At 60.9% G+C, this 20,860-nt stretch carries 21 protein-coding genes and 1 tRNA gene; 8 read left to right on the top strand and 14 right to left on the bottom strand.

Translation table 11 applies throughout. The features are described from left to right. The first annotated feature begins 32 nt into the window (after positions 1 to 32). From AC07S6_RS02805 to AC07S6_RS02795, 3 genes are all read left to right on the top strand, one after another. Positions 33 to 980 (top strand): dihydrodipicolinate synthase family protein, encoded by a 948-nt coding sequence (locus AC07S6_RS02805; RefSeq protein ID WP_495111631.1) that lies wholly within the window; start codon positions 33 to 35, stop codon positions 978 to 980. 162 nt (positions 981 to 1,142) lie between these two features. Continuing rightward, positions 1,143 to 2,714 carry an aldehyde dehydrogenase (NADP(+)) gene (locus AC07S6_RS02800; RefSeq protein WP_495111630.1) on the top strand — a complete coding sequence of 524 codons (1,572 nt, stop codon included), beginning with the start codon at positions 1,143 to 1,145 and terminating at the stop codon, positions 2,712 to 2,714. A 2-nt stretch (positions 2,715 to 2,716) separates the two neighbouring features. Beyond that, a complete protein-coding gene (locus tag AC07S6_RS02795) occupies positions 2,717 to 3,964 on the top strand; it encodes an NAD(P)/FAD-dependent oxidoreductase (RefSeq protein WP_495111629.1) in 1,248 nt (415 codons plus the stop codon). A gap of 110 nt (positions 3,965 to 4,074) precedes the next feature. On the opposite strand, the gene AC07S6_RS02790 is transcribed toward AC07S6_RS02795, so the two are convergent. The 3 genes from AC07S6_RS02790 to AC07S6_RS02780 all read right to left on the bottom strand — a co-directional run bounded on the left by AC07S6_RS02790 (position 4,075) and on the right by AC07S6_RS02780 (position 6,946). Next, positions 4,075 to 5,058, bottom strand: coding sequence for a GlxA family transcriptional regulator (locus AC07S6_RS02790; protein WP_495111772.1), 984 nt, complete (start codon positions 5,056 to 5,058; stop codon positions 4,075 to 4,077). 707 nt (positions 5,059 to 5,765) lie between these two features. Further along, entirely contained in the window at positions 5,766 to 6,374 is a 609-nt protein-coding gene (locus AC07S6_RS02785) for a LysE family translocator (protein ID WP_495111628.1), read from the bottom strand. 122 nt (positions 6,375 to 6,496) lie between these two features. Next, positions 6,497 to 6,946 carry a winged helix-turn-helix transcriptional regulator gene (locus tag AC07S6_RS02780; protein WP_034127533.1) on the bottom strand — a complete coding sequence of 150 codons (450 nt, stop codon included), beginning with the start codon at positions 6,944 to 6,946 and terminating at the stop codon, positions 6,497 to 6,499. 96 nt (positions 6,947 to 7,042) lie between these two features. Between AC07S6_RS02780 and AC07S6_RS02775 the strand changes: the two genes are divergently transcribed. Further along, positions 7,043 to 7,984, top strand: a complete 942-nt coding sequence (locus AC07S6_RS02775; RefSeq protein ID WP_495111627.1) for an aromatic alcohol reductase — start codon at positions 7,043 to 7,045, stop codon at positions 7,982 to 7,984. A 50-nt stretch (positions 7,985 to 8,034) separates the two neighbouring features. Here AC07S6_RS02775 and AC07S6_RS02770 read toward each other — a convergent pair whose 3' ends face one another. The 4 genes from AC07S6_RS02770 to pvdQ all read right to left on the bottom strand — a co-directional run bounded on the left by AC07S6_RS02770 (position 8,035) and on the right by pvdQ (position 12,058). After that, positions 8,035 to 8,202, bottom strand: a complete 168-nt coding sequence (locus AC07S6_RS02770) for a hypothetical protein (protein ID WP_164692249.1) — start codon at positions 8,200 to 8,202, stop codon at positions 8,035 to 8,037. 218 nt (positions 8,203 to 8,420) lie between these two features. Beyond that, complete coding sequence (locus AC07S6_RS02765) at positions 8,421 to 9,140, bottom strand: DUF4377 domain-containing protein (protein ID WP_495111626.1); 720 nt, start codon at positions 9,138 to 9,140, stop codon at positions 8,421 to 8,423. A gap of 350 nt (positions 9,141 to 9,490) precedes the next feature. Further along, positions 9,491 to 9,564 (bottom strand) — tRNA-Cys (locus AC07S6_RS02760). Positions 9,565 to 9,778: 214 nt separating this feature from the next. Continuing rightward, a complete protein-coding gene (gene pvdQ, locus AC07S6_RS02755; protein WP_495111625.1) occupies positions 9,779 to 12,058 on the bottom strand; it encodes a bifunctional acylase PvdQ in 2,280 nt (759 codons plus the stop codon). A gap of 238 nt (positions 12,059 to 12,296) precedes the next feature. Here pvdQ and AC07S6_RS02750 point away from each other — a divergent pair, with 238 nt between their 5' ends. Then, positions 12,297 to 12,677, top strand: coding sequence for a fe2+ zn2+ uptake regulation protein (locus AC07S6_RS02750; RefSeq protein WP_197883800.1), 381 nt, complete (start codon positions 12,297 to 12,299; stop codon positions 12,675 to 12,677). A gap of 10 nt (positions 12,678 to 12,687) precedes the next feature. On the opposite strand, the gene AC07S6_RS02745 is transcribed toward AC07S6_RS02750, so the two are convergent. Continuing rightward, positions 12,688 to 12,882, bottom strand: a complete 195-nt coding sequence (locus AC07S6_RS02745; RefSeq protein WP_014718591.1) for a hypothetical protein — start codon at positions 12,880 to 12,882, stop codon at positions 12,688 to 12,690. A gap of 174 nt (positions 12,883 to 13,056) precedes the next feature. Between AC07S6_RS02745 and AC07S6_RS02740 the strand changes: the two genes are divergently transcribed. Next, on the top strand, positions 13,057 to 13,188 hold the full coding sequence (locus AC07S6_RS02740; RefSeq protein WP_254914091.1) for a hypothetical protein: 132 nt from the start codon (positions 13,057 to 13,059) through the stop codon (positions 13,186 to 13,188). 126 nt (positions 13,189 to 13,314) lie between these two features. Here the strand turns inward: AC07S6_RS02740 and AC07S6_RS02735 are convergent, their stop codons facing one another. From AC07S6_RS02735 to AC07S6_RS02715, 5 genes are read right to left on the bottom strand one after another with little or no spacing between them, the layout of a single operon-like run. Continuing rightward, complete coding sequence (locus AC07S6_RS02735; RefSeq protein WP_096142925.1) at positions 13,315 to 14,076, bottom strand: ABC transporter permease; 762 nt, start codon at positions 14,074 to 14,076, stop codon at positions 13,315 to 13,317. Further along, entirely contained in the window at positions 14,073 to 15,272 is a 1,200-nt protein-coding gene (locus AC07S6_RS02730) for an ABC transporter substrate-binding protein (protein WP_054919173.1), read from the bottom strand. Before AC07S6_RS02730 ends, AC07S6_RS02735 begins: the two co-directional genes overlap by 4 nt. Further along, the gene (locus AC07S6_RS02725; protein ID WP_495111624.1) at positions 15,259 to 16,062 is read right to left on the bottom strand and encodes an ABC transporter ATP-binding protein; all 804 of its coding nucleotides are present in this window, start codon (positions 16,060 to 16,062) and stop codon (positions 15,259 to 15,261) included. Before AC07S6_RS02725 ends, AC07S6_RS02730 begins: the two co-directional genes overlap by 14 nt. Beyond that, the gene (locus tag AC07S6_RS02720; RefSeq protein ID WP_495111623.1) at positions 16,059 to 17,120 is read right to left on the bottom strand and encodes an acyl-CoA dehydrogenase family protein; all 1,062 of its coding nucleotides are present in this window, start codon (positions 17,118 to 17,120) and stop codon (positions 16,059 to 16,061) included. Before AC07S6_RS02720 ends, AC07S6_RS02725 begins: the two co-directional genes overlap by 4 nt. A 39-nt stretch (positions 17,121 to 17,159) precedes the next feature. Beyond that, on the bottom strand, positions 17,160 to 17,720 hold the full coding sequence (locus AC07S6_RS02715; RefSeq protein ID WP_054897387.1) for a carboxymuconolactone decarboxylase family protein: 561 nt from the start codon (positions 17,718 to 17,720) through the stop codon (positions 17,160 to 17,162). Positions 17,721 to 17,823: 103 nt separating this feature from the next. Here AC07S6_RS02715 and AC07S6_RS02710 point away from each other — a divergent pair, with 103 nt between their 5' ends. Further along, complete coding sequence (locus AC07S6_RS02710; RefSeq protein ID WP_057975801.1) at positions 17,824 to 18,729, top strand: AraC family transcriptional regulator; 906 nt, start codon at positions 17,824 to 17,826, stop codon at positions 18,727 to 18,729. Here the strand turns inward: AC07S6_RS02710 and AC07S6_RS02705 are convergent. After that, on the bottom strand, positions 18,726 to 19,637 hold the full coding sequence (locus AC07S6_RS02705; protein ID WP_495111622.1) for a LysR family transcriptional regulator: 912 nt from the start codon (positions 19,635 to 19,637) through the stop codon (positions 18,726 to 18,728). The two genes, AC07S6_RS02710 and AC07S6_RS02705, sit on opposite strands and share 4 nt — an antisense overlap. A gap of 116 nt (positions 19,638 to 19,753) precedes the next feature. Between AC07S6_RS02705 and AC07S6_RS02700 the strand changes: the two genes are divergently transcribed. After that, complete coding sequence (locus AC07S6_RS02700; RefSeq protein ID WP_490615284.1) at positions 19,754 to 20,749, top strand: aldo/keto reductase; 996 nt, start codon at positions 19,754 to 19,756, stop codon at positions 20,747 to 20,749. Positions 20,750 to 20,860: the final 111 nt, after the last annotated feature.

Here is a 20,860-nt window from a genome sequence, read left to right as displayed (position 1 = left end):
TTATTCATTCAACTGAAACCGGAGTTAGCACCATGAGCGACAACATCTTCACCGGCTGCATGCCCGCCCTGATGACCCCTTGCACCGCCGAGCGCCAACCGGACTTCGACGCACTGGTGGCCAAGGGCCGCGAGCTGATCGACATCGGCATGAGTGCCGTGGTGTATTGCGGCTCCATGGGCGACTGGCCGCTGCTCACCGAGGCCCAGCGCCAGGAAGGCGTGGCGCGCCTGGTGGCTGCGGGTGTGCCGACCATCGTCGGTACGGGGGCGGTGAACAGCCGTGAAGCCGTATCCCACGCAGCCCATGCCGCCAAAGTCGGCGCCGATGGTTTGATGGTGATTCCCCGCGTGCTGTCCCGAGGGGCTTCGGCCACTGCGCAAAAGGCCCATTTTGCAGCGATCCTCAACGCCGCTCCCAACCTGCCGGCGGTGATCTACAACAGCCCCTACTACGGTTTCGCCACCCGCGCTGATTTGTTCTTCGAACTGCGCCGCGAGCACCCGAACCTGATCGGCTTCAAGGAGTTCGGCGGCGCCGCCGACCTGCGCTACGCTGCCGAAAACATCACCTCCCAGGATGATGATGTGACCCTGATGGTCGGCGTCGACACCCAGGTGGTACACGGCTTCGTCAACTGCAACGCCACCGGCGCTATCACCGGCATCGGCAATGCACTGCCGCGCGAGGTGCTGCAACTGGTGGCGCTGAGCAAAAAAGCCGCCAAGGGCGATGCCAAGGCGCGTCGCCAGGCCCGCGAGCTGGAAGCTGCACTGGCGGTGTTGTCATCGTTCGACGAGGGCTGCGACCTGGTGCTGTATTACAAGCATTTGATGGTGCTCAACGGCGACCAGGGTTACGCCCTGCATTTCAACGAAACCGACGGGCTCAGCGCTGCCCAGCGCCGGTATGCCGAGCAGCAGTACGCGCTGTTCCGCCAGTGGTATGCCAACTGGTCGGCCGAACAGAACGTCGTTTGATTTTGTGTAGGAGCGAGCTTGCTGTGGCGAGGGAGCTTGCTCCCGCTGACTGCGCAGCAGTCTCCGGCGTTTATTGGGGGCGCTTCGCACCCCAGCGCAAGCAAGCTTGCTCGCCACATAAGCTCGCGCCTACAACACTCCTCTGTTTTTCTGGATGCCCCCATGACTCTGACAGGCAAGATGCTGATCGGTCAGCAATCGGTTTGCGGCCATCGCGATGCGATCCGGGCGATCAACCCCGCTACCAACACCCCACTGGAACCCGCCTACGCTGGCGGGGATGAGCAGCACGTCGAACAGGCCTGCGCACTGGCTTGGCTCGCGTTCGACGCTTACCGCGAAACCACCTTGGCAGCTCGCGCCGCGTTGCTTGAAACCATCGCCACCCACATCGAAGCCCTGGGCGATGAGTTGATCGAACGCGCCTGCGCCGAAACCGGCTTGCCTCGCGCACGCATTGAAGGTGAACGCGGCCGTACCTGCGGGCAACTGCGCGCTTTTGCCTGCACCGTGCGCCTGGGCGAATGGCTCGACGTGCGCGTCGATACCGCACAGCCCCAGCGCCAACCCATGCCCCGTGCCGACCTGCGCCAGCGCCATATCGCCCTGGGTCCGGTAGCCGTGTTCGGTGCCAGCAACTTCCCTCTGGCCTTCTCCGTGGCGGGCGGCGATACCGCATCGGCCCTTGCCGCCGGTTGCCCGGTGATCGTCAAGGCGCATAACGCGCACCCCGGCACCAGCGAGCTGGTGGGGCGCGCCATCGCCCAGGCGGTTAAAGAGTGTGGCTTGTCGGAGGGTGTGTTTTCACTGCTCTACGGCGCGGGTAACGAGGTGGGTATCGCATTGGTGCGCGACCCGCGCATCAAGGCCGTAGGCTTCACGGGGTCGCGCAGTGGCGGTATCGCCCTGTGCCAAGCGGCGCAGGCACGCCCGGAGCCGATCCCGGTGTACGCGGAAATGAGCTCGATCAACCCGGTGTACCTGTTTCCTGCTGCGCTTGAAGCTCGGAGCGAAGCCTTGGCCGAAGGATTCGTCGCGTCGCTGACCCAAGGCGCCGGCCAGTTCTGTACCAACCCTGGCCTGATGATTGCCCTGCAAGGCGCCGCTCTGGACCGTTTTATTCAGTCTGCCAGTGAGTGGCTCTCGCGTTGCCCGTCCCAGACCATGCTCACACCGGGCATCTTCAGCGCTTACGAAACCGGCCTGAAGACCCTGGCCCAGCACGCTCACATCGCCGCCAAGGGCTTGGCAGCGACCGGGCCGAACCAGGGCCAGGCCCATCTGTTCGTGACCCAGGCCGAGGCGTTCCTGAACAATCAACACCTGCAAGCCGAAGTATTCGGCGCCGCCTCGCTGGTGGTGCAGTGCCGTGATGTCGAGCAAATGCGCCGGGTGTCCGAGCACCTGGAAGGTCAACTCACCGCAACCCTGCACATGGATGACCACGACCTGCCACAGGCGCGGGCATTGCTGCCAGTGCTGGAGCGCAAGGCTGGGCGCCTGCTGGTGAACGGCTGGCCGACCGGCGTAGAAGTGTGCGACGCCATGGTGCATGGCGGGCCCTTTCCGGCGACTTCGGATGCGCGCAGTACCTCGGTGGGCACGGCGGCGATCCTGCGATTCCTGCGCCCGGTGTGTTACCAGGACTTCCCGGACGCCTTGCTACCCGCCGCCCTGCAGCACGACAACCCGCTGCAGCTGCGGCGGCTGCTCGACGGCCAGCGAGAAGCATAACCATGGCCGATCCCAATCAAGCAGACCTCGTGGTGGTCGGCGCCGGCATTATCGGCGTCGCCTGCGCCTTGCAGTTGGCACGCCAAGGCCGGCGAGTCGTCGTGGTAGACGCGCAGGCACCCGGCATGGGTGCCTCCTACGGCAACGCCGGCCACCTGGCGACGGAACAGGTGTTTCCCATCGCCGACCTGTCGATCCTCAAGCGCTTGCCCGCCATGCTCCTGGACCCCATGGGCCCGCTGCGCCTGGACTGGACCTACCTGCCCCGCGCCCTGCCCTGGTTTATCCGCCTGTTGCTCAACCTGCGACCAGCGCGTTACCAGCGCACCGTGGCAGGCCTTCGCGCGCTGAACGAAGGTAGCCTGGGCGCGTGGCAACGCTTGCTGCAATCGATGGGTCAAACGCAATTGCTGCGTGAAGACGGTTCGCTATTGGTGTTTGAGCGCGCCGAATCCCGCGCAGCGCTGGATGCAGTGCAGCACCGCATGACCCAGCAAGGTGTCGCCGTGGACTTCTGGAGCGGCGATGCGGTGCGCAAGGCTGCGCCGCAACTGAGCGACGCCATACAAGGCGGGTTGTTCTTCCCCGCTACCGGACACTTTCTGGACCCGTACACGGTGGTTGGCGAACTGGTGAATGCGGCCAAGGCTGAGGGGGTGCAATTTCTTCAGCAGCGCGTTCTGGACGGACGGCTGGAGGCTAGCGGCGTTTCCCTGATGACCGACCAAGGCGTACTGACAGCGCAGCAAGTGCTGATTGCCTGCGGCGCCCACTCGGCCAAACTCACCGCAGCTCTCACCGGCAAACAAGTGCCGCTGGACACCGAACGCGGTTACCACCTGATGCTGCCCCACGAACAACAGCGCCTGCCCTTCGCGGTCACTTCACTGGAGCGCAAATTCATCATGACGCCCATGACCGGTGGCCTGCGCCTGGCCGGCACGGTCGAATTCGCCGGCCTCGACCGCCCGGCCAATATGCAACGGGCCTGGCAGTTGCACCGGTTGAGCAAAGGGCTGTTCCAACACGACTTGAGCGACAGCGAAGCCACGCCCTGGATGGGGTTTCGCCCTTCCCTGCCCGACTCGCTGCCGATCATTGACCGGGTGTGCGAAGGCAAAGTGCTGCTTGCATTTGGTCACCAGCATTTGGGACTGACACAAGCGGCGGTGACGGCCGAGTGGGTTGGGCAGCTTGCTGCGGGTGAGCGGGTGCCGCAATTGCACCTCTACCGCCTGGAGCGATTCTGAGAATACCGAGAACCCAATGTGGGAACTGTCGAGCCCCAGCGAGGCTGCGAAGGGATCGCCTCGCAGCCCATGAAGCACCGCAGAGTCTGTATCGCCCAGGGCTCGACCTGCTACTTGACCAACCGCTTCTCCTTGGAGGGGCGATAGCCGAAATACGCGCTGTAGCATTTGCTGAAATGGCTCGGCGAGACAAACCCGCACGCCACCAGCACATCCACCTGGGATAACTCGGTGTGCTGCAACAGGCGTCGCGCCTCAGTGACGCGCAGTTCCATGTAGTAGCGCTGCGGCGTGGTACCCAGTTGTTCTTTGAACAGGCGCTCCAACTGGCGGCGGGAACGGCCGGCGTAGACGGCGAGTTGATCGAGTTCCAGGGGTTCTTCGAGGTTGGCGTCCATCAACTTCACCACCTCGCGCAACGGCGCGCTGACACAGATGTTTTCGGTGGGTTTGATGCGGCGGTAGCGCGACTCTTCGAACGCCAGGATATCTTCGATGCCTTCGACCAAGGCTTTGCCATGCAGGCTCTTGATCCAGTCCAGGGCCATATGGAAAGCCCCCGAGGGGCTGGACGCGGTGAGGCGGTCGCGGTCGATCACATAGGGTTCGCTGGTGACCTGCGCCGCCTTGGACACTTCGGCCAGTGCCGGCCGATGTTCGGGATGGATGGCGCAGCGGTAACCCTGCAACAGCCCCGCACGCCCGAGGAACCACGAGCCGTTCCACAAACCGGCGAGGCGCACGCCCGCTTCACCCGCACTGCGCAGCCATTGGATAAATGGCTCGCTGGCCTTGAGTTCGGTGCGAAAACCACCGCAGATCACCAACAGGTCCAAGTCCTGCAAGCTCGCCAGCATCAGGTTCGCATCCGGGCGAATGATCAGGCCCAAGTCGCTGATGACTTCGCCCTCGCCCCACCCGAAAGTGCGCGTAGCGAACAGATCAGGGCGCAACAGGTTGGCGGTCACCAGCGTGTCGAGGGTCTGGGTGAAGGCCGGCAAGGAGAAGTGTTCGAGCAGCAAAAAACCGACACGGGTGACCGAGGTCGATTGCTGGGGATTATCACTGAGGTAGCGCAGGTTCTTGCCTTGCATGCCACCGCTGAACTGGCGTCTTTCCATCGAGGGTCGGCCCACGCTTATTGTTGTGCAGTGGGCGCTATCTTAGGGGCAAATGCAGTGCCTGTCTCAGGTGACGCTCGAGGCTGGCAGCGGCCATTGCACTGATCTTGATAAAAATTGTTCGCTTGAAAAGCCACGGCCCAGGCGCTGCGCGGTGATCTGATACGGTTTTTTCTTTTCGATCTGCGCCTGTATTGAAAACCGCTTGAGGCGGACAATAGCCCCATCCCGACACTCCTGTCGTCCCCTTCCCCTCGGAGGCCTTATGACCAAGATGGCAATTTTCCTGTTCGGCTTTTTGGTATTGACCATTGGCATCGGCATGTTGGCGACCATCTCGCCGGTCTAATCCCGTATCAACGTGGCGAGGGAGCTTGCTCCCGTGACGGCCTGATACCCGAAGCCGATCTACCTTACGCCCCACGATCCAACTGTGGGAGCTGGCTTGCCTGCGATGGCGGCCTGCCAGCCGACATCTATCTACCTGACACCCCGCGATCAAACTGTGGGAGCGGGCTTGCTCGCGAAGGCGGCCCGGCAGGCAACACAGTTGGATTGTGTGCATATCCATTCCTGCGGTAACGGCCACTTAGGGTTCCGCCCTGACGGCAGGGTCTAACGGGGCGCTTCAGATCAAGAGCAAGATCAAAAGCGGCTCGCTTCGCATCGTGGTTACTTACTCAGCCCACAAACAGCATCGGATACAGCGACAACACCAACAGCCCGGCCATGGACCAGTTGAACATCCGCAACCAGCGCGGCTTACGCAGCAAGTTGCACAAGCCGCTGCCACACCCCACCCATACACACACGCTCGGCAAATTGACCACCGCAAACACCAGGGCGATCACCAGCACATTGGTGACATAACCCTCGGCCGGCGTGTAGGTAGTGATCGCCCCCAGCGCCATGATCCACGCCTTGGGGTTGACCCACTGGAAGGCCGCCGCACCGAGGAAGGTCATCGGCTTGCCATGTTCATCCGGGTTATCAGACATGCCGCCGGCATTGGCAATCTTCCACGCCAGGTACAACAAATACGCGGCGCCGACATACCGCAACAGCGTATAGGCCCACGGGAACAGCTTGAACACCTCGCCCAAGCCCAGCCCCACACAGATCACCAACAGCATGAAGCCGATACTGATCCCCAGCGCATGGGGCATCGAACGGCGAAAGCCGAAATTCACGCCTGAGGCCAGCAACATGGTGTTGTTGGGCCCTGGGGTGATCGAAGAGACAAAAGCGAACAGCACGAAGGCTGATAACAGGCTGGTAGACATGAACATGGCGCGGCATCCAAGCGGTGGTGATGTGCCTGCGACAGTAGGGGGTTATGGCGCGCTGCGCCCCGTACAGCTAGGGGTGGATCGAGGCGTACACTTGCAAAGCCTTCATCGAGAAGTAGCGCTTACCGAGGCGCATCGGGAACCGGCGTGGGAACCTGCCATGCCGGTTTTTTGCCTTCCTGACTGTCGAAAATACGCCGAGCCTTGCGAAAGTCCTCTACGTTTTCCACCACCCAGGTCCAGATAGGCGACATGCGAATCAAAAGCTCCCTGCCCAGCGGCGTCAGCTCGTACTCGACGCGGGGAGGAATTTCACCGAACTCGCGCCGAACCAACAAACCATCGCGCTCCATGGCACGAAGCGTCTTGGTCAACATGCGCTGAGTCACACCCGTCATCTGTCGTTTTATCTCGGCATGACGCATTGCACCGTACACACCCAGGGCATGCAGGATGCCCAATGCCCAGCGGCTACCGGCGTGAGCAAGGACTTCACGCCTGACGCCATCGTCCTCCTCCCTGAGCGACTGGCAGATAACTTCTGCCTGGCTGAGCGTTTCCTGATCGGTCATTTCTACCCCTGGTATCACACGTGTGCCTTCTTATGAGCGCTGCCGAATCGTGCCAGCATGGGCTCATCTTATCGCCAACAGGTCTGCGGAGAAATCATGCCTGAAATGACCCCACTTCCCCCTCAATCGATCCTCGTTCTAGGTGCCGGCGAACTCGGCCTGCCGGTTTTGCGCAACCTGGCGCGGGAGGCCAAACGCGCGCCCGGTTCCACCATCAGCGTATTACTCAGGGAATCGACCATCAACACTCAAGCGCCCGAGAAAAAGGCAGACATCGATGAACTGCGCAGCCTGGGCATCCAGATGGTCGCCGCAGATCTGGTGAACGACTCAATCGATCAACTTGCCAAGGTCTTCGCACGCTTCGATACCGTGATCGGCTGCGCGGGCATGGTCGCGGGCCGAGAAACTCCGATGAAGCTGGCAACCGCCGCACTCAAATCCGGCGTGAAGCGCTACTTCCCCTGGCAGTTTGGCGTGGATTTCGAAGTGATTGGCCGGGGCAGCCCCCAGGATCTGTTCGATGCCCAACTGGATGTGCGTGAGTTGCTGCGCGCCCAGGACAACACTGAATGGGTCATCATCTCGACAGGCATGTTCACCAGCTTCCTGTTCGAGCCGGTGTTCGAGGTCGTCGACTTCGACAACAACACAGTGAACGCCCTGGGCAGCCTCGAGAACAGCGTGACGCTCACGACACCGGACGACATCGGTACGCTGACAGCGCAAATCGTGTTCTTCGAACCGCGCATGCGCAATCAGATTGTCTATCTCGCCGGCGACACCGTCACGTATGGGCAGGTTGCGAGCATGCTGGAACGCGTTCTGGATCGCCCGTTCAAACGCAACGTGTGGACGGTTGACTATCTCATGCAGGCACTGGAAAAAGACCCCACGCACCACATCAAGAAGTACCGTGCTGTATTCGCACAAGGCAAAGGTGTTGCCTGGCCTAAGGCGGCCACGTTCAACGAGCAACAATCGATTCCTGTCACCACTGCTGAGCAGTGGGCTCGGGAAAACCTTGCAGTCCATTGAAAACCGGATGCTGAAGCCAGCCGTAAAGGCTGGCACGGGTGAAGGGACAGTCAGCGGCTCTGAGCTTCACGCTGCTGGCCAGAAACATGTTGTTTTTTTACATGCTTACGCGACTTTAGCTCGTATTGATGGTGAATAAACCAGGCGATCAACAATAACCCAGTGACGCCAAAAACCAAGACCAACAGCTCTAGTGCAGTACCTTCATGTGAAAACATTTTTCGTTCCTCGTCCTGAAGCCGTATGGCCTAAAAAACAGCCACACCGAAATTGTTTGTAATAATTCATACATTTTCAGGGTAGTCGGCAAATCCGCACGTGACAACCCCTGATCGACCCAGGACCCTTGATCTAGACGTGTCACTCGTCGAAAACACGCATAAATCACAGGCAATAAAAAACCCCGTAGACGCTGATCTACGGGGTTTGTGTTCGCTTACTTGCTGCCAGAAGCGTCCTGCTCGACCACCATATCCAACACGTAGACCGTCGAAGGCGCATCAGCTGGCGGATTCTTCCATTCGTACTGCTTGACCCGCAGCACAGTGCGCACGCCGTCATGATGCACGAAGCCTTCGATAGGCTGGTACAGCGGATGCCAGGTGTCTTGGGTCGCCAGTTGCAGGCCCGCGTCGTCATAGCGACGCTCGCGCACTTGCAGGCACTGATAATCTGGAATCAAAGGATGGCTGCACTTGACCGTCTTGGCCGCCACCTCCAGAAACTTGACCTCACCCTCGCTACCGTAGCGGGTCTGCGGGGTGGCCTCGCCTTGCAGCTTGAGCACCGAGCCATCCGCTGTCGTCAGTTGCAGCATCGGCGCCACGTTATCGCCGGTGATCACAGCGCGCAGATCACCCTTGAACAGCCGCCCTACCTGGGCATCAAGGTCCATCAGGCTCTTGTCACAGGCCATCAGCGTAGAGGCCAATGGCTGCACCTTCAGAACCCCGTCCTGATAGTGATAGCCGCCGAACTGCCGATTGCAGCCGCCGCTGATGTTAAGGCTCTTGTCACCGAAGGCAACACGCAACTTGCGCTCGATGCCTTTGTTCATCGCCACAAGAGGCTTGCCCGACGCGTCCGTTGCCGAGACCAGGTTCCAGTCGTAAGCGGATAAGGTTGGCTGGGCTACAGCTGCTGAGGTAGTAGGCATTGAAGGTGATTCTTCATGGCTTTTGGAAGGGGCGGCACAGCCTTGGATGAGTGCAGCACACACGGCTACAAGAAGAATTTTTTGTTTCATGGGTCACTCTGTCAGCTTTGATGAGTGCGGGCGTTATCCTGCGCAGGCAGGATAAGCGCGCGGCTAAACCGGCATGAGGAGGTCGCTTGAGGCTTTACTGAGCGTAGACCCAATGCGCGCTTGGCGGACCTCTTCCTTGGCCGACAGCAATCGGACATCATTTGCTTCGATCAGTTTCACGGAATCAGGGCGGTGGCGGTATCGCTGCATTTTTGGCATAAAAAAACCCCGTAGACGCTAATCTACGGGGTTTTCAAGAGTGGAGGCCGAGGTCGGAATCGAACCGGCGTAGGCGGATTTGCAATCCGCTGCATAACCATTTTGCTACTCGGCCTCAAACGATCAATGCCCTGGTTGCTGACATTCACCGCATACAAACTTGAGTGGGCTACGTGAAGCCTGCCTCTACTCTAAATCATTGAATACATTGAAGTTTTTAATGCTTCATTGCGTTCGATGGGCGCCATTATGTACTCATTTGCCTAGGCCTGCAACCCCTTGATTTCAAAAAATATTCTGCCTTGGCATCAGGGGGTTGCGCCTCTGCCCTACTCCTTCACCGTGTGGATTTGGTAGTGCGGGTCGGCCTTGATCTGGGCCTCGGTGAAGGGCAATGGGCGCAGTTTTTTCTCGGAGAAGGCTTGGGTCTGGTCCTTTGAATAGGCGGACGCCGGGTTGCTGGACTCGGAGAAAGCGAGTACGCCGACTGCATTGGGGCCTTTGTCGTCGAAGCTGACGATTTGCAGGTAGCTGGTGCCGCTGACGACTTCGCGTTTGCCGTCGGCGCGGGGCACGGTTTGCATGGCGTTGTAGATACCCAGCTCTTGCGGGCCGCCGTGGATGGGGGTTTGGCCGGAGACTTGGATATCGCCCCAGCGGGTCTGCCCCAGTTTGCTGACCTCAGCGCTGGAGGCCAGCATGGCTTCCAGCAGGGCCTTGGCGACAGGGGCGCGGTCAATGGCGAGGCCGCTCGGGGTGGTCAGTGGATGGGCCGGGTCGAAGGCCACGCGCCAGGCGTCAGGGATTTGCTGCAGGTGCTGCACCAGGTTGATGAAGTGCACCAGGCCCACGCCGCTGTCGAGGTTGGCGCGCTGGTCCCAGTTTTTCAGGCTGGTGCACAGCGGCTGTAGCGTAGCGGCGTCAGTGCCCAGGTGTTTGGCGCAGAACGTCAGCAGGTCGGGCATGACTTGGCCCGCCAGGTACACCTCGTTGTCCATGACCATGTCTTGCAGATCAGTGACGGTGATCGGCTGCTGCTCAAGGGTTTGCAGACGCTGAAGCGCGAAGCGCGCACGCGGGCCGAGGCCGATGTTGTCCTGGCTGATCACCGGCGAAAAGCCACTTAACGGCGCCTTGGGGTTGGCCAACCAGGCGGAATCGTTGGAGTGTTGCACGTAGTCGGTGCGTTGCAACTGGGGCAACTGGTCGGCCGGGAAGATACCCGGCTGGGCCGCGCGCGGGTCGATGTCCCACGCGCAGGCGCTGTGGGCGCCGTCGAGCATGATCATTTGCAGGCCGGCCCGTGGGTCGCTGCATTTTGCCAACTTGGCGGCGCTGACGTTGGGCACTACCGACAGGTTCATGTACAGGCTTTGGCCCTGGTCATCGGCGGCCAGGGTGTTGACCCAGGGGATGCCTTGCAGGGTATGCACTGAGGTTTGCAGCTCCTTGAGGCTACCGGCGCGGTTCATGGCGTACCACTGTTGCAGCACCCGGTCGTTGCCCAGGTTGGCGTCGCGCAGGCTGAAGGCGTAGTGGTTGTCCCAGTCGAGCTTGCCCGGCCATTGCACCACGGGGCCGAACTGCGAACTGTAGACGTTGTGGGTCACGGCCTTGAGGCTGCCGTCGGCTTGCTTGACCTGTACCGTTACGGCGGTTTTATCCAGGGGGATGGACTTGCCGTCCAGCAGGTAACGGGTGGCGTCCTTGGGGTCGAGGGTCAGGCGGTACAGGGTGAAGTGTTTGGACGTGTCCACGGTGTGGGTCCACGCCACATGCTGGTTGAAACCGATGTTCACCACGGGCAGCCCTGGCAGTGCGGCGCCCATCACATCCAACTGGCCCGGGATGGTCAGGTGCATCTCGTAAAAACGCATGCCGCCCACCCACGGGAAATGCGGGTTGGCCAGCAGCATGCCACGGCCATTGAATGAGCGGTCACGGCCCACGGCAACGGCATTGCTGCCTCGATCCAGCGTGAAACGTTGCTGGTTGGCGACGGCCATGGCAAAGGCTTTGGCACCGGGCTGCACACTCGCGGTGGCCTGCGGCGGTGCTGCCCCGACCAAGGCTTCGGCAAATTGGCCGATGCCCCCTTCCACCAATAGCCTGCGGGTCAACTTCACCAGGTCTTGCACTACCAAGGGCCGTACCCAGGCGGCCTGGCACTGTGCGGGTGCGCCCTTATCCTTGAGATAACGGTTGTAGCCGGCCACGTACCCTTCGATGCGCTGTTGCATCTCGGGCGTCTGGGCTTTCCAGAATGCCGCAACGGCCTCGGGTGTATTCAGCCAGTTGAAGAACACATCGCTGGCAAGGTTGTTGCGCTCTTCCAGGGTCGCCTGGTCCGGCCCGAAAAAACTGGCCCGCTCGCCATTGACCGTGACTATTTCATTGGCCAGCAGGCACAGGTTGTCCTGGGCATAGGCGTAACCCATACCTACCCCCAGGCCCCGCTCATCAGAGGCGCGAATATGCGGCACGCCATAACTGGTACGCCGTATATCCGCCGACGTTTGCGTCACTTGCTCGCGTGCCGATACGGCCAGGCTCATGGCGAGTAACAGCCCTGCCGTGCCCACTCTGGACAACCCCTTGGAAATAATCACGCCGACTCCACAGTCAAATTGAACAGCCTCACGAGGGATGGTTACCCCACCGTAAGAACGCACATCGCCCGGCAAAATTTAACCGCACAAGGTTGCCTATTGACGGCGCAGGGGATGTGACAAACCTGATACCGACAAATTTTCTACATCCATCGTTTCATGATTTGCGTCACTCGTTCGTCTTATTACCCAAGAGCACCATCTTTTTCCTGATCAGGCTCTGAAAAGGAGTTTTTGCATGTATAACCCGCAAGTGCCCACGGATGGACATTCAAAGGCCGCAGATACCCACTATGGCAACGACGCACGGGCGTTCGGTAACGCGCCCGAACAACAGGGCAACCAGCGCATCCGCCATTTGCTCAAGTGTTTCGGTTTGCGCACCAGCCTGATCCGGCTGAAGGTCATCGACGCCCTCCTCACTGCCGCCGACAACCAGCGCACCCTCGGGGTACGCGGCGTGCACAGCCATTTGCTGGATCTGGGCATACCGTTGTCGTTTCTCAGCGTGCGCGAGGTACTCAAGCGTCTATGCAGCGAGGGCGTGATCACCCTCAACGCTGACAAGAGCTACAGCCTCCATGAAGAGGCTGCCAAGGTACTCGAAGGTCGTGCCTGACTGACGCCCGTCAGAAGTTTGGCTTGACCTTGCGGCGCATGATGCCGTTGATCACGACGACGACCACGGCAATCGCGATGGCCAGGTACTGGAAGGTTTTTTCACTGATCACGCCTGTGTTCTGCAGATAAGACAGGCCGAACATCGCGCCCAGTACAGCCAGGGCAATCAGAAGCGAGTATTTCAAGCGTTGCTTTTGGGTCATGACGAGTTCCTGAACCTGAAGAATGTATCCACTGTGTATCGCCGTGCATGCCAAGCACATACCCAGTCACGGGGATGGCGCGGTTTCGGCAGGGTCTTATGTTACAGGCGATGAAAAGTTTTGGCTTGCCCTCCGCCTGACAGGCCTTGCGAATACCCCTTGGAGAACTGTGAAATGCTGCGACGACTCATCCTGCTGGTTCCACTGATGATCATGCTGAGCCTGGGCGGTTGTTTCTTCTTCCCGCGCGGCGGAGGCTGGCATGATCACCGCTATGAGGGTGGTGGCGGTTACCAGCGCCGCTGATACATCCGGATAACGCTTCGTGCACAACGCGTGCAGCACGCTTGGGGGCTTCACGCGTTACTGCATCGACATTACCTACTCGTCAGGCGGGGGCGGGTTCGGAACCTCGATGCCGGTTGCAACCACCTACCCGCCATGCACCCACCGCCGATGCAACCAACGCGCAAACGCATCCAGCGCGAACCCCAGCACCCCGATCACCACTACCATCGCCATCAACTCCGAATACGCGAGCCGATCACGGGTGTCGAGGATGTAATACCCCAGCCCCGCACTGACCCCGAGCATTTCGCAGGGCACCAGCACGATCCACAGGATGCCGATGGCCAGGCGCACGCCGGTCAGCACATGCCCTACCACGCCAGGAATGACCACCCGGCGCAAGGTTTCCCAACGCGTGGCGCTCAAGCTCTTGCTCAACTGTAACCAGCGCGGGTCGAGCTGACGCACGCCCGCTGCGGTGTTGAGCATGATCGGCCAGACAGCGGCAAAGGCCAGAAGGAAGTAGATAGGCTGATCGCCCACACCCATCAGCATCACCACGATCGGCATCCAGGACAGCGGCGAAATCATCCGCAGAAACTGGAACGCTGGCGTGGTCGCCGCCTCCAGGTTACGCGAACTGCCCACCAGCAGCCCGAGGGGTACGCCTACCAACAACGCGATAAACAGCCCGACGAAAATACGCTTCAGGCTCACGGCGATATGCAGGTACAACTCACCCCGCCCGAGCAATTCCCACAAGCTGCTGGCGGTGGCCGCCAGGGAAAAGCGCGCCGATAGGCCATCAGCCTCGCCGAACACGTTCACGCCCAGCCACCACAGCACCAACAAACCCGCCAAGCCACTCAGCCCCAGCCACCAGCCGGGGATTCTGCTGTTGTTCAAACGCCGATCTCCTCGTGCCGCTCATAACCATCCGGCAAACCGAAGGTCTGCATGCCACCCACGGCTTCGATCGCGTTGCGCACGAAGCGGTCGTCCACCAGGTCCTTGGCCACGAAGGCCGGGTCCAGGCCAGTGAGAAACTTTTTGTCGCCTTCGATCAGGGTGTCCTTCAAGCGCCGCACCAGTTCTTCGGTGTAGCTGGGGAACGGGTACGGTTGGAAGTCGATGCGATGCTCGTCCCAGTTGGCGTGCTGGATCGCGCCGTCGGCCACGTAGGAGGCGCGGTCGCTGGCCGCCGGCGCCAGGACTTTGCTCAACACCGGTTCGGCATGGGGCGTGTAACGGTTCGGGCCATCCTTGGACAGCAGCTTCACCGCCTCTTCACGGTTGTTGCGGGTCCACACCTGGGCCTTGACGATGGCGTTCACCACCTTCTGCGACCACTCCGGACGGTTGGCCAGGTCGTGCTCGTGCATGAACACCACGCAGCACGCGTGATTGCGCCACACGTCACCTGTGAAGCGCTGCACGCGACCGACCTTGAGGTTTTCTGCCAGGGCATTGAACGGTTCGGCGACGATGTAGCCGTCGATGCGTTTGCTGGCCAGGGCCGGAGGCATGTCCGAGGGCGGCAACACGATCAGGTTGACCTCATTGGCAGCAATCGAACTGCCGGTGGCACGGGTGACCGGCGTGAGGCCGTTATCGCGGAACAGTTGCTGCACCACCACGTTATGGATCGAGTACCAGAACGGAATCGCCACCGACTTGCCGCCCAGTTGCTTCACGTCGGTAATGCCTGGGGATACGGTCAAGCCCGAACCGCCCACATGGTTCCATGCCACGACTTTGGCCGGCACTTTACTGCCGTAGCGCGCCCATACGGTCATTGGCGACAGCAGGTGTATCACGTTGACCTGGCCGGAGATAAACGCCTCGATCACTTGGGCCCAACTGCGCAACAACACTGGGCGCTCGGCCTTGATGCCTTCGGCTTCGAACAGGCCATTGTTGTGGGCCACCAGCAGTGGCGTGGCGTCAGTGATAGGTAGATAGCCAATACGCACCGGCGCGTCGGGCTCGTTGGCGGCACGCGCCTGCAGGCTGCTCAGCAGAGGCAAGGCGCCGGCGGCACTGAGCACGGCGGAGAGTTTGAGAAAGTCACGGCGCGAGTGGGCCAGGTCATCCAGACACATAAGTAAACTCCTGTTGTTCAAGGGGGTTGGGTTGAGGGCGGCTCGCCTGCCGTAAGGTTTTCAAAATTTCGATACGCAGCGCGCCGATGGCCTCGACCTGTTCTTCCCGAGGGTGCGGCAAATCGATAGCCCACTCGCCCAACGTCCGCGCCGGGCGGTTACCCAGTAGCAGGATGCGGTCCGACAGCAGCAGCGCTTCGTCGATGTCATGGGTGATCAATACCGCCGCCGAGCCCTGCTCACGATTGACCTTGAGCAACAGGTGCTGCATGTCGGCGCGGGTCACTTCGTCTAGGGCGCCGAAGGGTTCGTCGAGCAGCAACACTTGTGGCTGACGCGCCAGGCAGCGAGCCAATGCCGTGCGCTGGGCCATGCCACCGGACAATTGCGCCGGGAACTGCTGGCGCGCAGGTTCCAGCCCTACCGCTGCAATGGCGTGGTCAACACGACGGCGGCGTTCTTCATCACTCAAGTGCGGTTGGCGAGCGAAATCCAGGCCGAAGGCAACGTTTTTTTCCAGGGTCAGCCAAGGCAACAGGCTCGGGTCTTGAAAAGCCACCACCACGCGCGGATGCGGGCCGCTCAACGGCTCGCCCAATACCTGCACGCGGCCAGCCTGAGGTGCCTGCAAGCCGGCTAGCACGCGCAGCAGGCTGGATTTGCCCACACCGCTCGGGCCCAGGATCGACACCACTTCACCCGGTTGCAAGTGCAAGTCGAAGCCTTGCAACACCGGCCCGCTGCCATACCCCAGGCAAATGCCCTGGGCCGTCAATACCGCCTGGCTCATAGATTGGCCTGGCGGTGTAGCTCGGTACGCAGTTGCACCAGGCTGGGCGTTACGATCGGTACAAAGGCCGACTCGCGCCAGCGCCGGGCAAAACCGCTGCCGTGGGCGGTCAGGTAGGCCTTACCACCGCTGGCTTGCAGTTCAAGCTGCACAGCGCTGGCGGCGGTTTCGGCCAGCGCGATACGCAGCTTGAACAGCGGTATCGGCTCGGAGGTAAAGCGCCCGGCCAACAGCCCCTTTTTAAGCTCGCTGACCAGATGATCCAGCGTTGCGCGCAGGGCTTCCAGCTCGTCGCGCAACACGGTACGACTGGCGCCCAAATGATGGGCTACTTCAGCCAGGGAACGCCGTGCCAAACCAATCGACATGCCGCACTGCAAGCCCAGAAACGCCGGGCGTACCGCCGGTAAAAACTTGCGCGCGTCCTCGTGCAGCAACCATTCACGACTCAGCTCCACGCCTTCCAGGCCCAGCGCTGCGGTGTTGCTCGATTGCAGCCCGAGCAGCTCCAGGTCACGGGAGCGCTGCAACCCGGCCACCGAATCCGGAATCGCCAGGATAAATGGCGCGCCGCCCCCTGCATGCTCGATGGCCGCCGCAGCGACAAAGCCATTCTTGCGCAAGTTGGTCACCCAGTGCAGGCGACCGTTGAGGGTCCAACCGTGGTCGTTGGGCTCGGCGCTGATCTGCAACGACTCGATACCCGACAGAAACTTCATCGCATTCGACAGCCCGGTGGCGCCGGCCAACTTGCCGCTGAGCAGGTCTGGCATCAGCTGCTCGCGCAAGCGCTGATTGGGGCTCTGCAGCAGGTACTCGATAAACGAGCGCTGGCCCCAGCACACAAACGCCGCTGCCAGGGAATGGCTGGCCACATTGGCGATGGCCTCGACCGCACCCGCCACATCGCCGCCCAGGCCGCCCAGTTGGGTAGGCACACCGATTCTCAGAATATTGGCTTCTGCCAGCCGTGGCAGCACTTCCTGTGGATCGCAACTGCCCACGTCCAGGGCCTGCGCTTGAACATCGAGCCAACGGCTCAAGATTGGGTCAAGCATTCATGTCTCTCCTTTTACAGCAGGTGGGCCAACGCCGAATCAGTTGGCCGGTTTTTCCCAACGGTATTGCGCCAGCTCCGGGTTCAGCGGGGTGCGGGCAAACACGTTGGCGAAGTTGCACAGGGTTGCCAGGCTGACACCCAGGATAACTTCCAGCGCGTGGCCGTCGGTGTAGCCGGCGGCGCGGAACGCCTCAAAGCCCGCGTCACTCACATCCCCACGGGTGGCGATCACTTCACGGGTAAACGCGGCAAGTGTCTCATAGCGCGCGTCAGGCAACTCACCCCGGCGGCGCAGGGCCTCGATCACCTCCTCGGGCAACTTGGCTTTGTTGCGGGCAACCGCCGTGTGGCCAGCGACGCAGAAATCACAACCGTGGGTAGTAGCAGCAATCAGTTGCACCACTTCACGGTCGGCCAGGCTCAGCTCGGCCTTGGCATTCAAGCCGGAGACAGTGATGTAGGTTTCCAGCGCAGCCGGTGCGTTGGCCAGTACGCCCAGTAGGTTAGGGATAAAACCCGAGCCTTTCAGCGCGTTTTCCAGAAAGGGCTTGGCGGCTTCCGGTGCGGTTTCAGGCGTGAGCAACGGTACACGGGACATGAAGTGGACTCCTGTTGGGTTTGAATGCCCCAGTCTGTTGGTTCTAAAAAAAGCGCTCAATAGGCTAAAGTAGCGATTACTTGCTCTTGAGTCTTTCCATTAGATGAATTCGTCCGATGTACTTGTCGATTGGTTATTAGATAGCCTCGAACTCAACACCAGCCTGTTTCACGTCGGCCGTTATTGCGGTGACTGGCACGCGAGCACCCATGGCCTGGCGCAGGCGAGCTTCCACTTGATTGTGCAAGGCGAATGCTGGCTGCATATCGACGGTGATCCAACGCCCCAACACCTGAACAATGGTGACGCGGTGTTCCTGCTGCGTGACTTTGCCTTCAGGCTTTCCGGCCAAGCCACGGCGGCCGGCGCCCAGCAGTGCCCGCGCCGCTCGATGCTGCCTCTCGATAGCACGGCCACGGACGGCGTAGGATTAGTCTGCGGTTTCTTTCACTTCCAATCCGGATTGTCGACGCTGATCGTCGACACCCTGCCCAGCTGGATCATCCTGCGCGCCGGCGACCCGTCGCTGATGGCTGCACGCAACCTGTTCGAATTGATCCTGCAAGAATGCGCACGCACCCCAGCGCCCTCTTCCGCGCTGCTTGAGCGCCTGTGCCACCTGCTGTTCCTGTATGTGCTGCGCCAGCAAGTACTCGACAACACCGAGCTTGGCGGCTTGGCGGCGCTGGGCCGGGCACCGGCGTTTGCGCATTTGCTGGAACAATTGATCGCCCGCCCGGCCGAGCCCTGGAGCCTGGAAAGCATGGCGGCCTGTACCGGGTTGTCGCGCTCGGCGTTTTTCAAGCGCTTCAGCGAACTGTGTGGGCAGTCGCCCGGGCAAGTACTGCTGATGATCCGCATGCGCCACGCCTGTGGGTTGCTCAAGGCGGACCAGACCGTGGCCGAGGTTTCGCTGGCGGCCGGGTATCAATCGGTGGCGGCGTTTACCCGAGCCTTCCATAAAGTCACCGGGCAACAGCCTGGTGCCTATCGCAGGGCGCAAGCCTAGCCTTGTAAGCCGGTGCCGGGCCGAGCGCACAACTGCACCAGCCAATCGACGAACACCCTCACCCGCTGCGACAACTGCCGATGAGGCGGGTACAACGCAGTCAGCGCCATCTTCGGCACTGCCACATCTGGGAGCACCTGCACCAGCGTGCCCTCGGCCAGTTGGCGCAGGGCGTGATAACGAGGTGCCTGGATCAGCCCGTAGCCGGCTTCGCACGCAGCGAAGTAACCGGCAGAGCTGTTCACGGCAACCACTTTCGGCAGGTTGATCGGATGCAACTCGCTGCCCAGCAGAAATTCCAGGCCAAAGCGTTTACCGCTGGCGCTGGACACGTACTCGACCATTTGGTGATCCGCCAACTGCTCCAGGCAGGTAGGCCTGCCCATGCGTTCAAGGTACGCGGGGCTGGCCAGGGTCAGTTGCTCCATCATCGCCAAGGGGCGCGCCACCAGCGATTCATCCAGGGCCGGACCACCGCGCAACACACAATCGACGCCTTCGCGAATCAGATCCACTGGCCGGTCATTGAGGCCGATCTCCAACTCGATCTGTGGGTACAACGCGGTAAACGTTGGCAAAGCCGGAATGACAATCAAGCTCCCAATGCCTGAGGGCATATCGATGCTCAATGTGCCCCGGGGATTATGGCGCCGCGTGGAGAACACCGCCTCGGTTTCCTCAAGATCGGTCAGCAACTGCACGCAACGTTGGTAGTACGCCGCGCCATCCAGGGTCGGGCTGACGTGGCGCGTGGTGCGCTGCAGCAGTTGCACGCCGAGATGGGCCTCCAGTTGCTTGATCAGGATCGTCACGGAGGCGCGTGGCAATTGCAGGCTGTCGGCGGCCTTGGCAAACCCGCCCAATTCAACAATCCGAGTGAACACGCGCATGGCGTTAAAACGATCCAAGAGAATGCTCTCGTGGGAAATTGTTTAGATATTACGAACAGTGATAGCAATTTTAGCGGGTTTATCTGCATTTTTTCAAGGGTAACAATGGGCCCCTCATCACAAGGAGCTTCCCTATGCACACTCGACAACTCGGTAAAAACGGCCCGCATGTGTCTGCCATCGGCCTTGGCTGCATGGGCATGACCGATTTCTACACGCCCGGCACCGATACCACCGAAGCCACCGCAACCTTGCACCGCGCCCTGGAGTTGGGCGTCAACTTTCTCGATACCGCGGACATGTACGGCCCGCACACCAATGAGCAACTGATCGGCAAGGCTATTGCCGGCAAGCGCGACCAAGTGTTCCTGGCCAGTAAATTCGGGATTGTGCGCGACCCTGCCAACCCCGTAGTGCGCGGGGTGAATGGCCGGCCCGAGTATATCCGCAACGCCATCGACGGCACCTTGCAACGCCTGGGGGTGGATACGCTGGACCTGTACTACCAGCACCGTATCGACCCCGACGTGGCCATCGAAGAAACCGTTGGTGCCATGGCCGACCTGGTAAAACAGGGCAAGGTGCGCTATCTGGGCCTGAGCGAGGCGTCCGCCGCTACTCTGGAACGGGCGCATAAGGTCCATCCCATCAGCGCCCTGCAAAGTGAATATTCGCTATGGAGCCGCGACCAGCAAGACAATGGCTGCCTCGCGGCCTGCCAGCGCCTGGGCGTCGCGTTTGTGCCGTACAGCCCGCTGGGCCGAGGTTTTCTCACCGGCGCCTTGAAGAGCCCGGATGATTTCGGCGCCGATGATTACCGACGCTTCAGCCCGCGCTTTCAGGGTGAGAACTTTGCGAAAAACCTGCGGCTGGTAGAGCAGGTCAAGAGCCTGGCGGCAGACAAAGGTGTCACGGCCGGGCAACTGGCGCTGGCCTGGGTATTGGCCCAAGGCGATTACATCATCCCGATTCCCGGCACCAAGCGGCGCACCTATCTGCAAGAGAATGTGGAGGCGCTGTCGATTTCTCTCAGCGCTGACGAACTGGCTGCGCTGGATGCAATCTTCCCTGCCGATGCAACCGCAGGCCTGCGTTACCCCAAGGAAGTGCTGGCCATGCTGGATATCTAGCGTTTGCTGGAAACCCTTGTGGGGGCCGTTCTCAGCGGGATTGATCAACGGTCTGCCGACTCTCGTGCAAAGCACGGGAGTCAGACTATTCTGACAACTCCTAGTGTAAAA

This window comes from Pseudomonas sp. GW821-FHT07B01, from assembly GCF_059419065.1.
This window is presented reverse-complemented; position numbering and strand designations above follow the sequence as displayed.

Coding starts and splice junctions, on each gene's coding strand:
- AC07S6_RS02805 (WP_495111631.1), top strand. CDS start 33: ATGAGCGACAACATCTTCACCGGCTGCATGCCCGCCCTGATGACCCCT.
- AC07S6_RS02800 (WP_495111630.1), top strand. CDS start 1,143: ATGACTCTGACAGGCAAGATGCTGATCGGTCAGCAATCGGTTTGCGGC.
- AC07S6_RS02795 (WP_495111629.1), top strand. CDS start 2,717: ATGGCCGATCCCAATCAAGCAGACCTCGTGGTGGTCGGCGCCGGCATT.
- AC07S6_RS02790 (WP_495111772.1), bottom strand. CDS start 5,058: ATGCAAGGCAAGAACCTGCGCTACCTCAGTGATAATCCCCAGCAATCG.
- AC07S6_RS02785 (WP_495111628.1), bottom strand. CDS start 6,374: ATGTTCATGTCTACCAGCCTGTTATCAGCCTTCGTGCTGTTCGCTTTT.
- AC07S6_RS02780 (WP_034127533.1), bottom strand. CDS start 6,946: ATGACCGATCAGGAAACGCTCAGCCAGGCAGAAGTTATCTGCCAGTCG.
- AC07S6_RS02775 (WP_495111627.1), top strand. CDS start 7,043: ATGCCTGAAATGACCCCACTTCCCCCTCAATCGATCCTCGTTCTAGGT.
- AC07S6_RS02770 (WP_164692249.1), bottom strand. CDS start 8,202: ATGTTTTCACATGAAGGTACTGCACTAGAGCTGTTGGTCTTGGTTTTT.
- AC07S6_RS02765 (WP_495111626.1), bottom strand. CDS start 9,140: ATGCCTACTACCTCAGCAGCTGTAGCCCAGCCAACCTTATCCGCTTAC.
- AC07S6_RS02750 (WP_197883800.1), top strand. CDS start 12,297: ATGTATAACCCGCAAGTGCCCACGGATGGACATTCAAAGGCCGCAGAT.
- AC07S6_RS02745 (WP_014718591.1), bottom strand. CDS start 12,882: ATGACCCAAAAGCAACGCTTGAAATACTCGCTTCTGATTGCCCTGGCT.
- AC07S6_RS02740 (WP_254914091.1), top strand. CDS start 13,057: ATGCTGCGACGACTCATCCTGCTGGTTCCACTGATGATCATGCTGAGC.
- AC07S6_RS02730 (WP_054919173.1), bottom strand. CDS start 15,272: ATGTGTCTGGATGACCTGGCCCACTCGCGCCGTGACTTTCTCAAACTC.
- AC07S6_RS02725 (WP_495111624.1), bottom strand. CDS start 16,062: ATGAGCCAGGCGGTATTGACGGCCCAGGGCATTTGCCTGGGGTATGGC.
- AC07S6_RS02720 (WP_495111623.1), bottom strand. CDS start 17,120: ATGCTTGACCCAATCTTGAGCCGTTGGCTCGATGTTCAAGCGCAGGCC.
- AC07S6_RS02715 (WP_054897387.1), bottom strand. CDS start 17,720: ATGTCCCGTGTACCGTTGCTCACGCCTGAAACCGCACCGGAAGCCGCC.
- AC07S6_RS02710 (WP_057975801.1), top strand. CDS start 17,824: ATGAATTCGTCCGATGTACTTGTCGATTGGTTATTAGATAGCCTCGAA.
- AC07S6_RS02700 (WP_490615284.1), top strand. CDS start 19,754: ATGCACACTCGACAACTCGGTAAAAACGGCCCGCATGTGTCTGCCATC.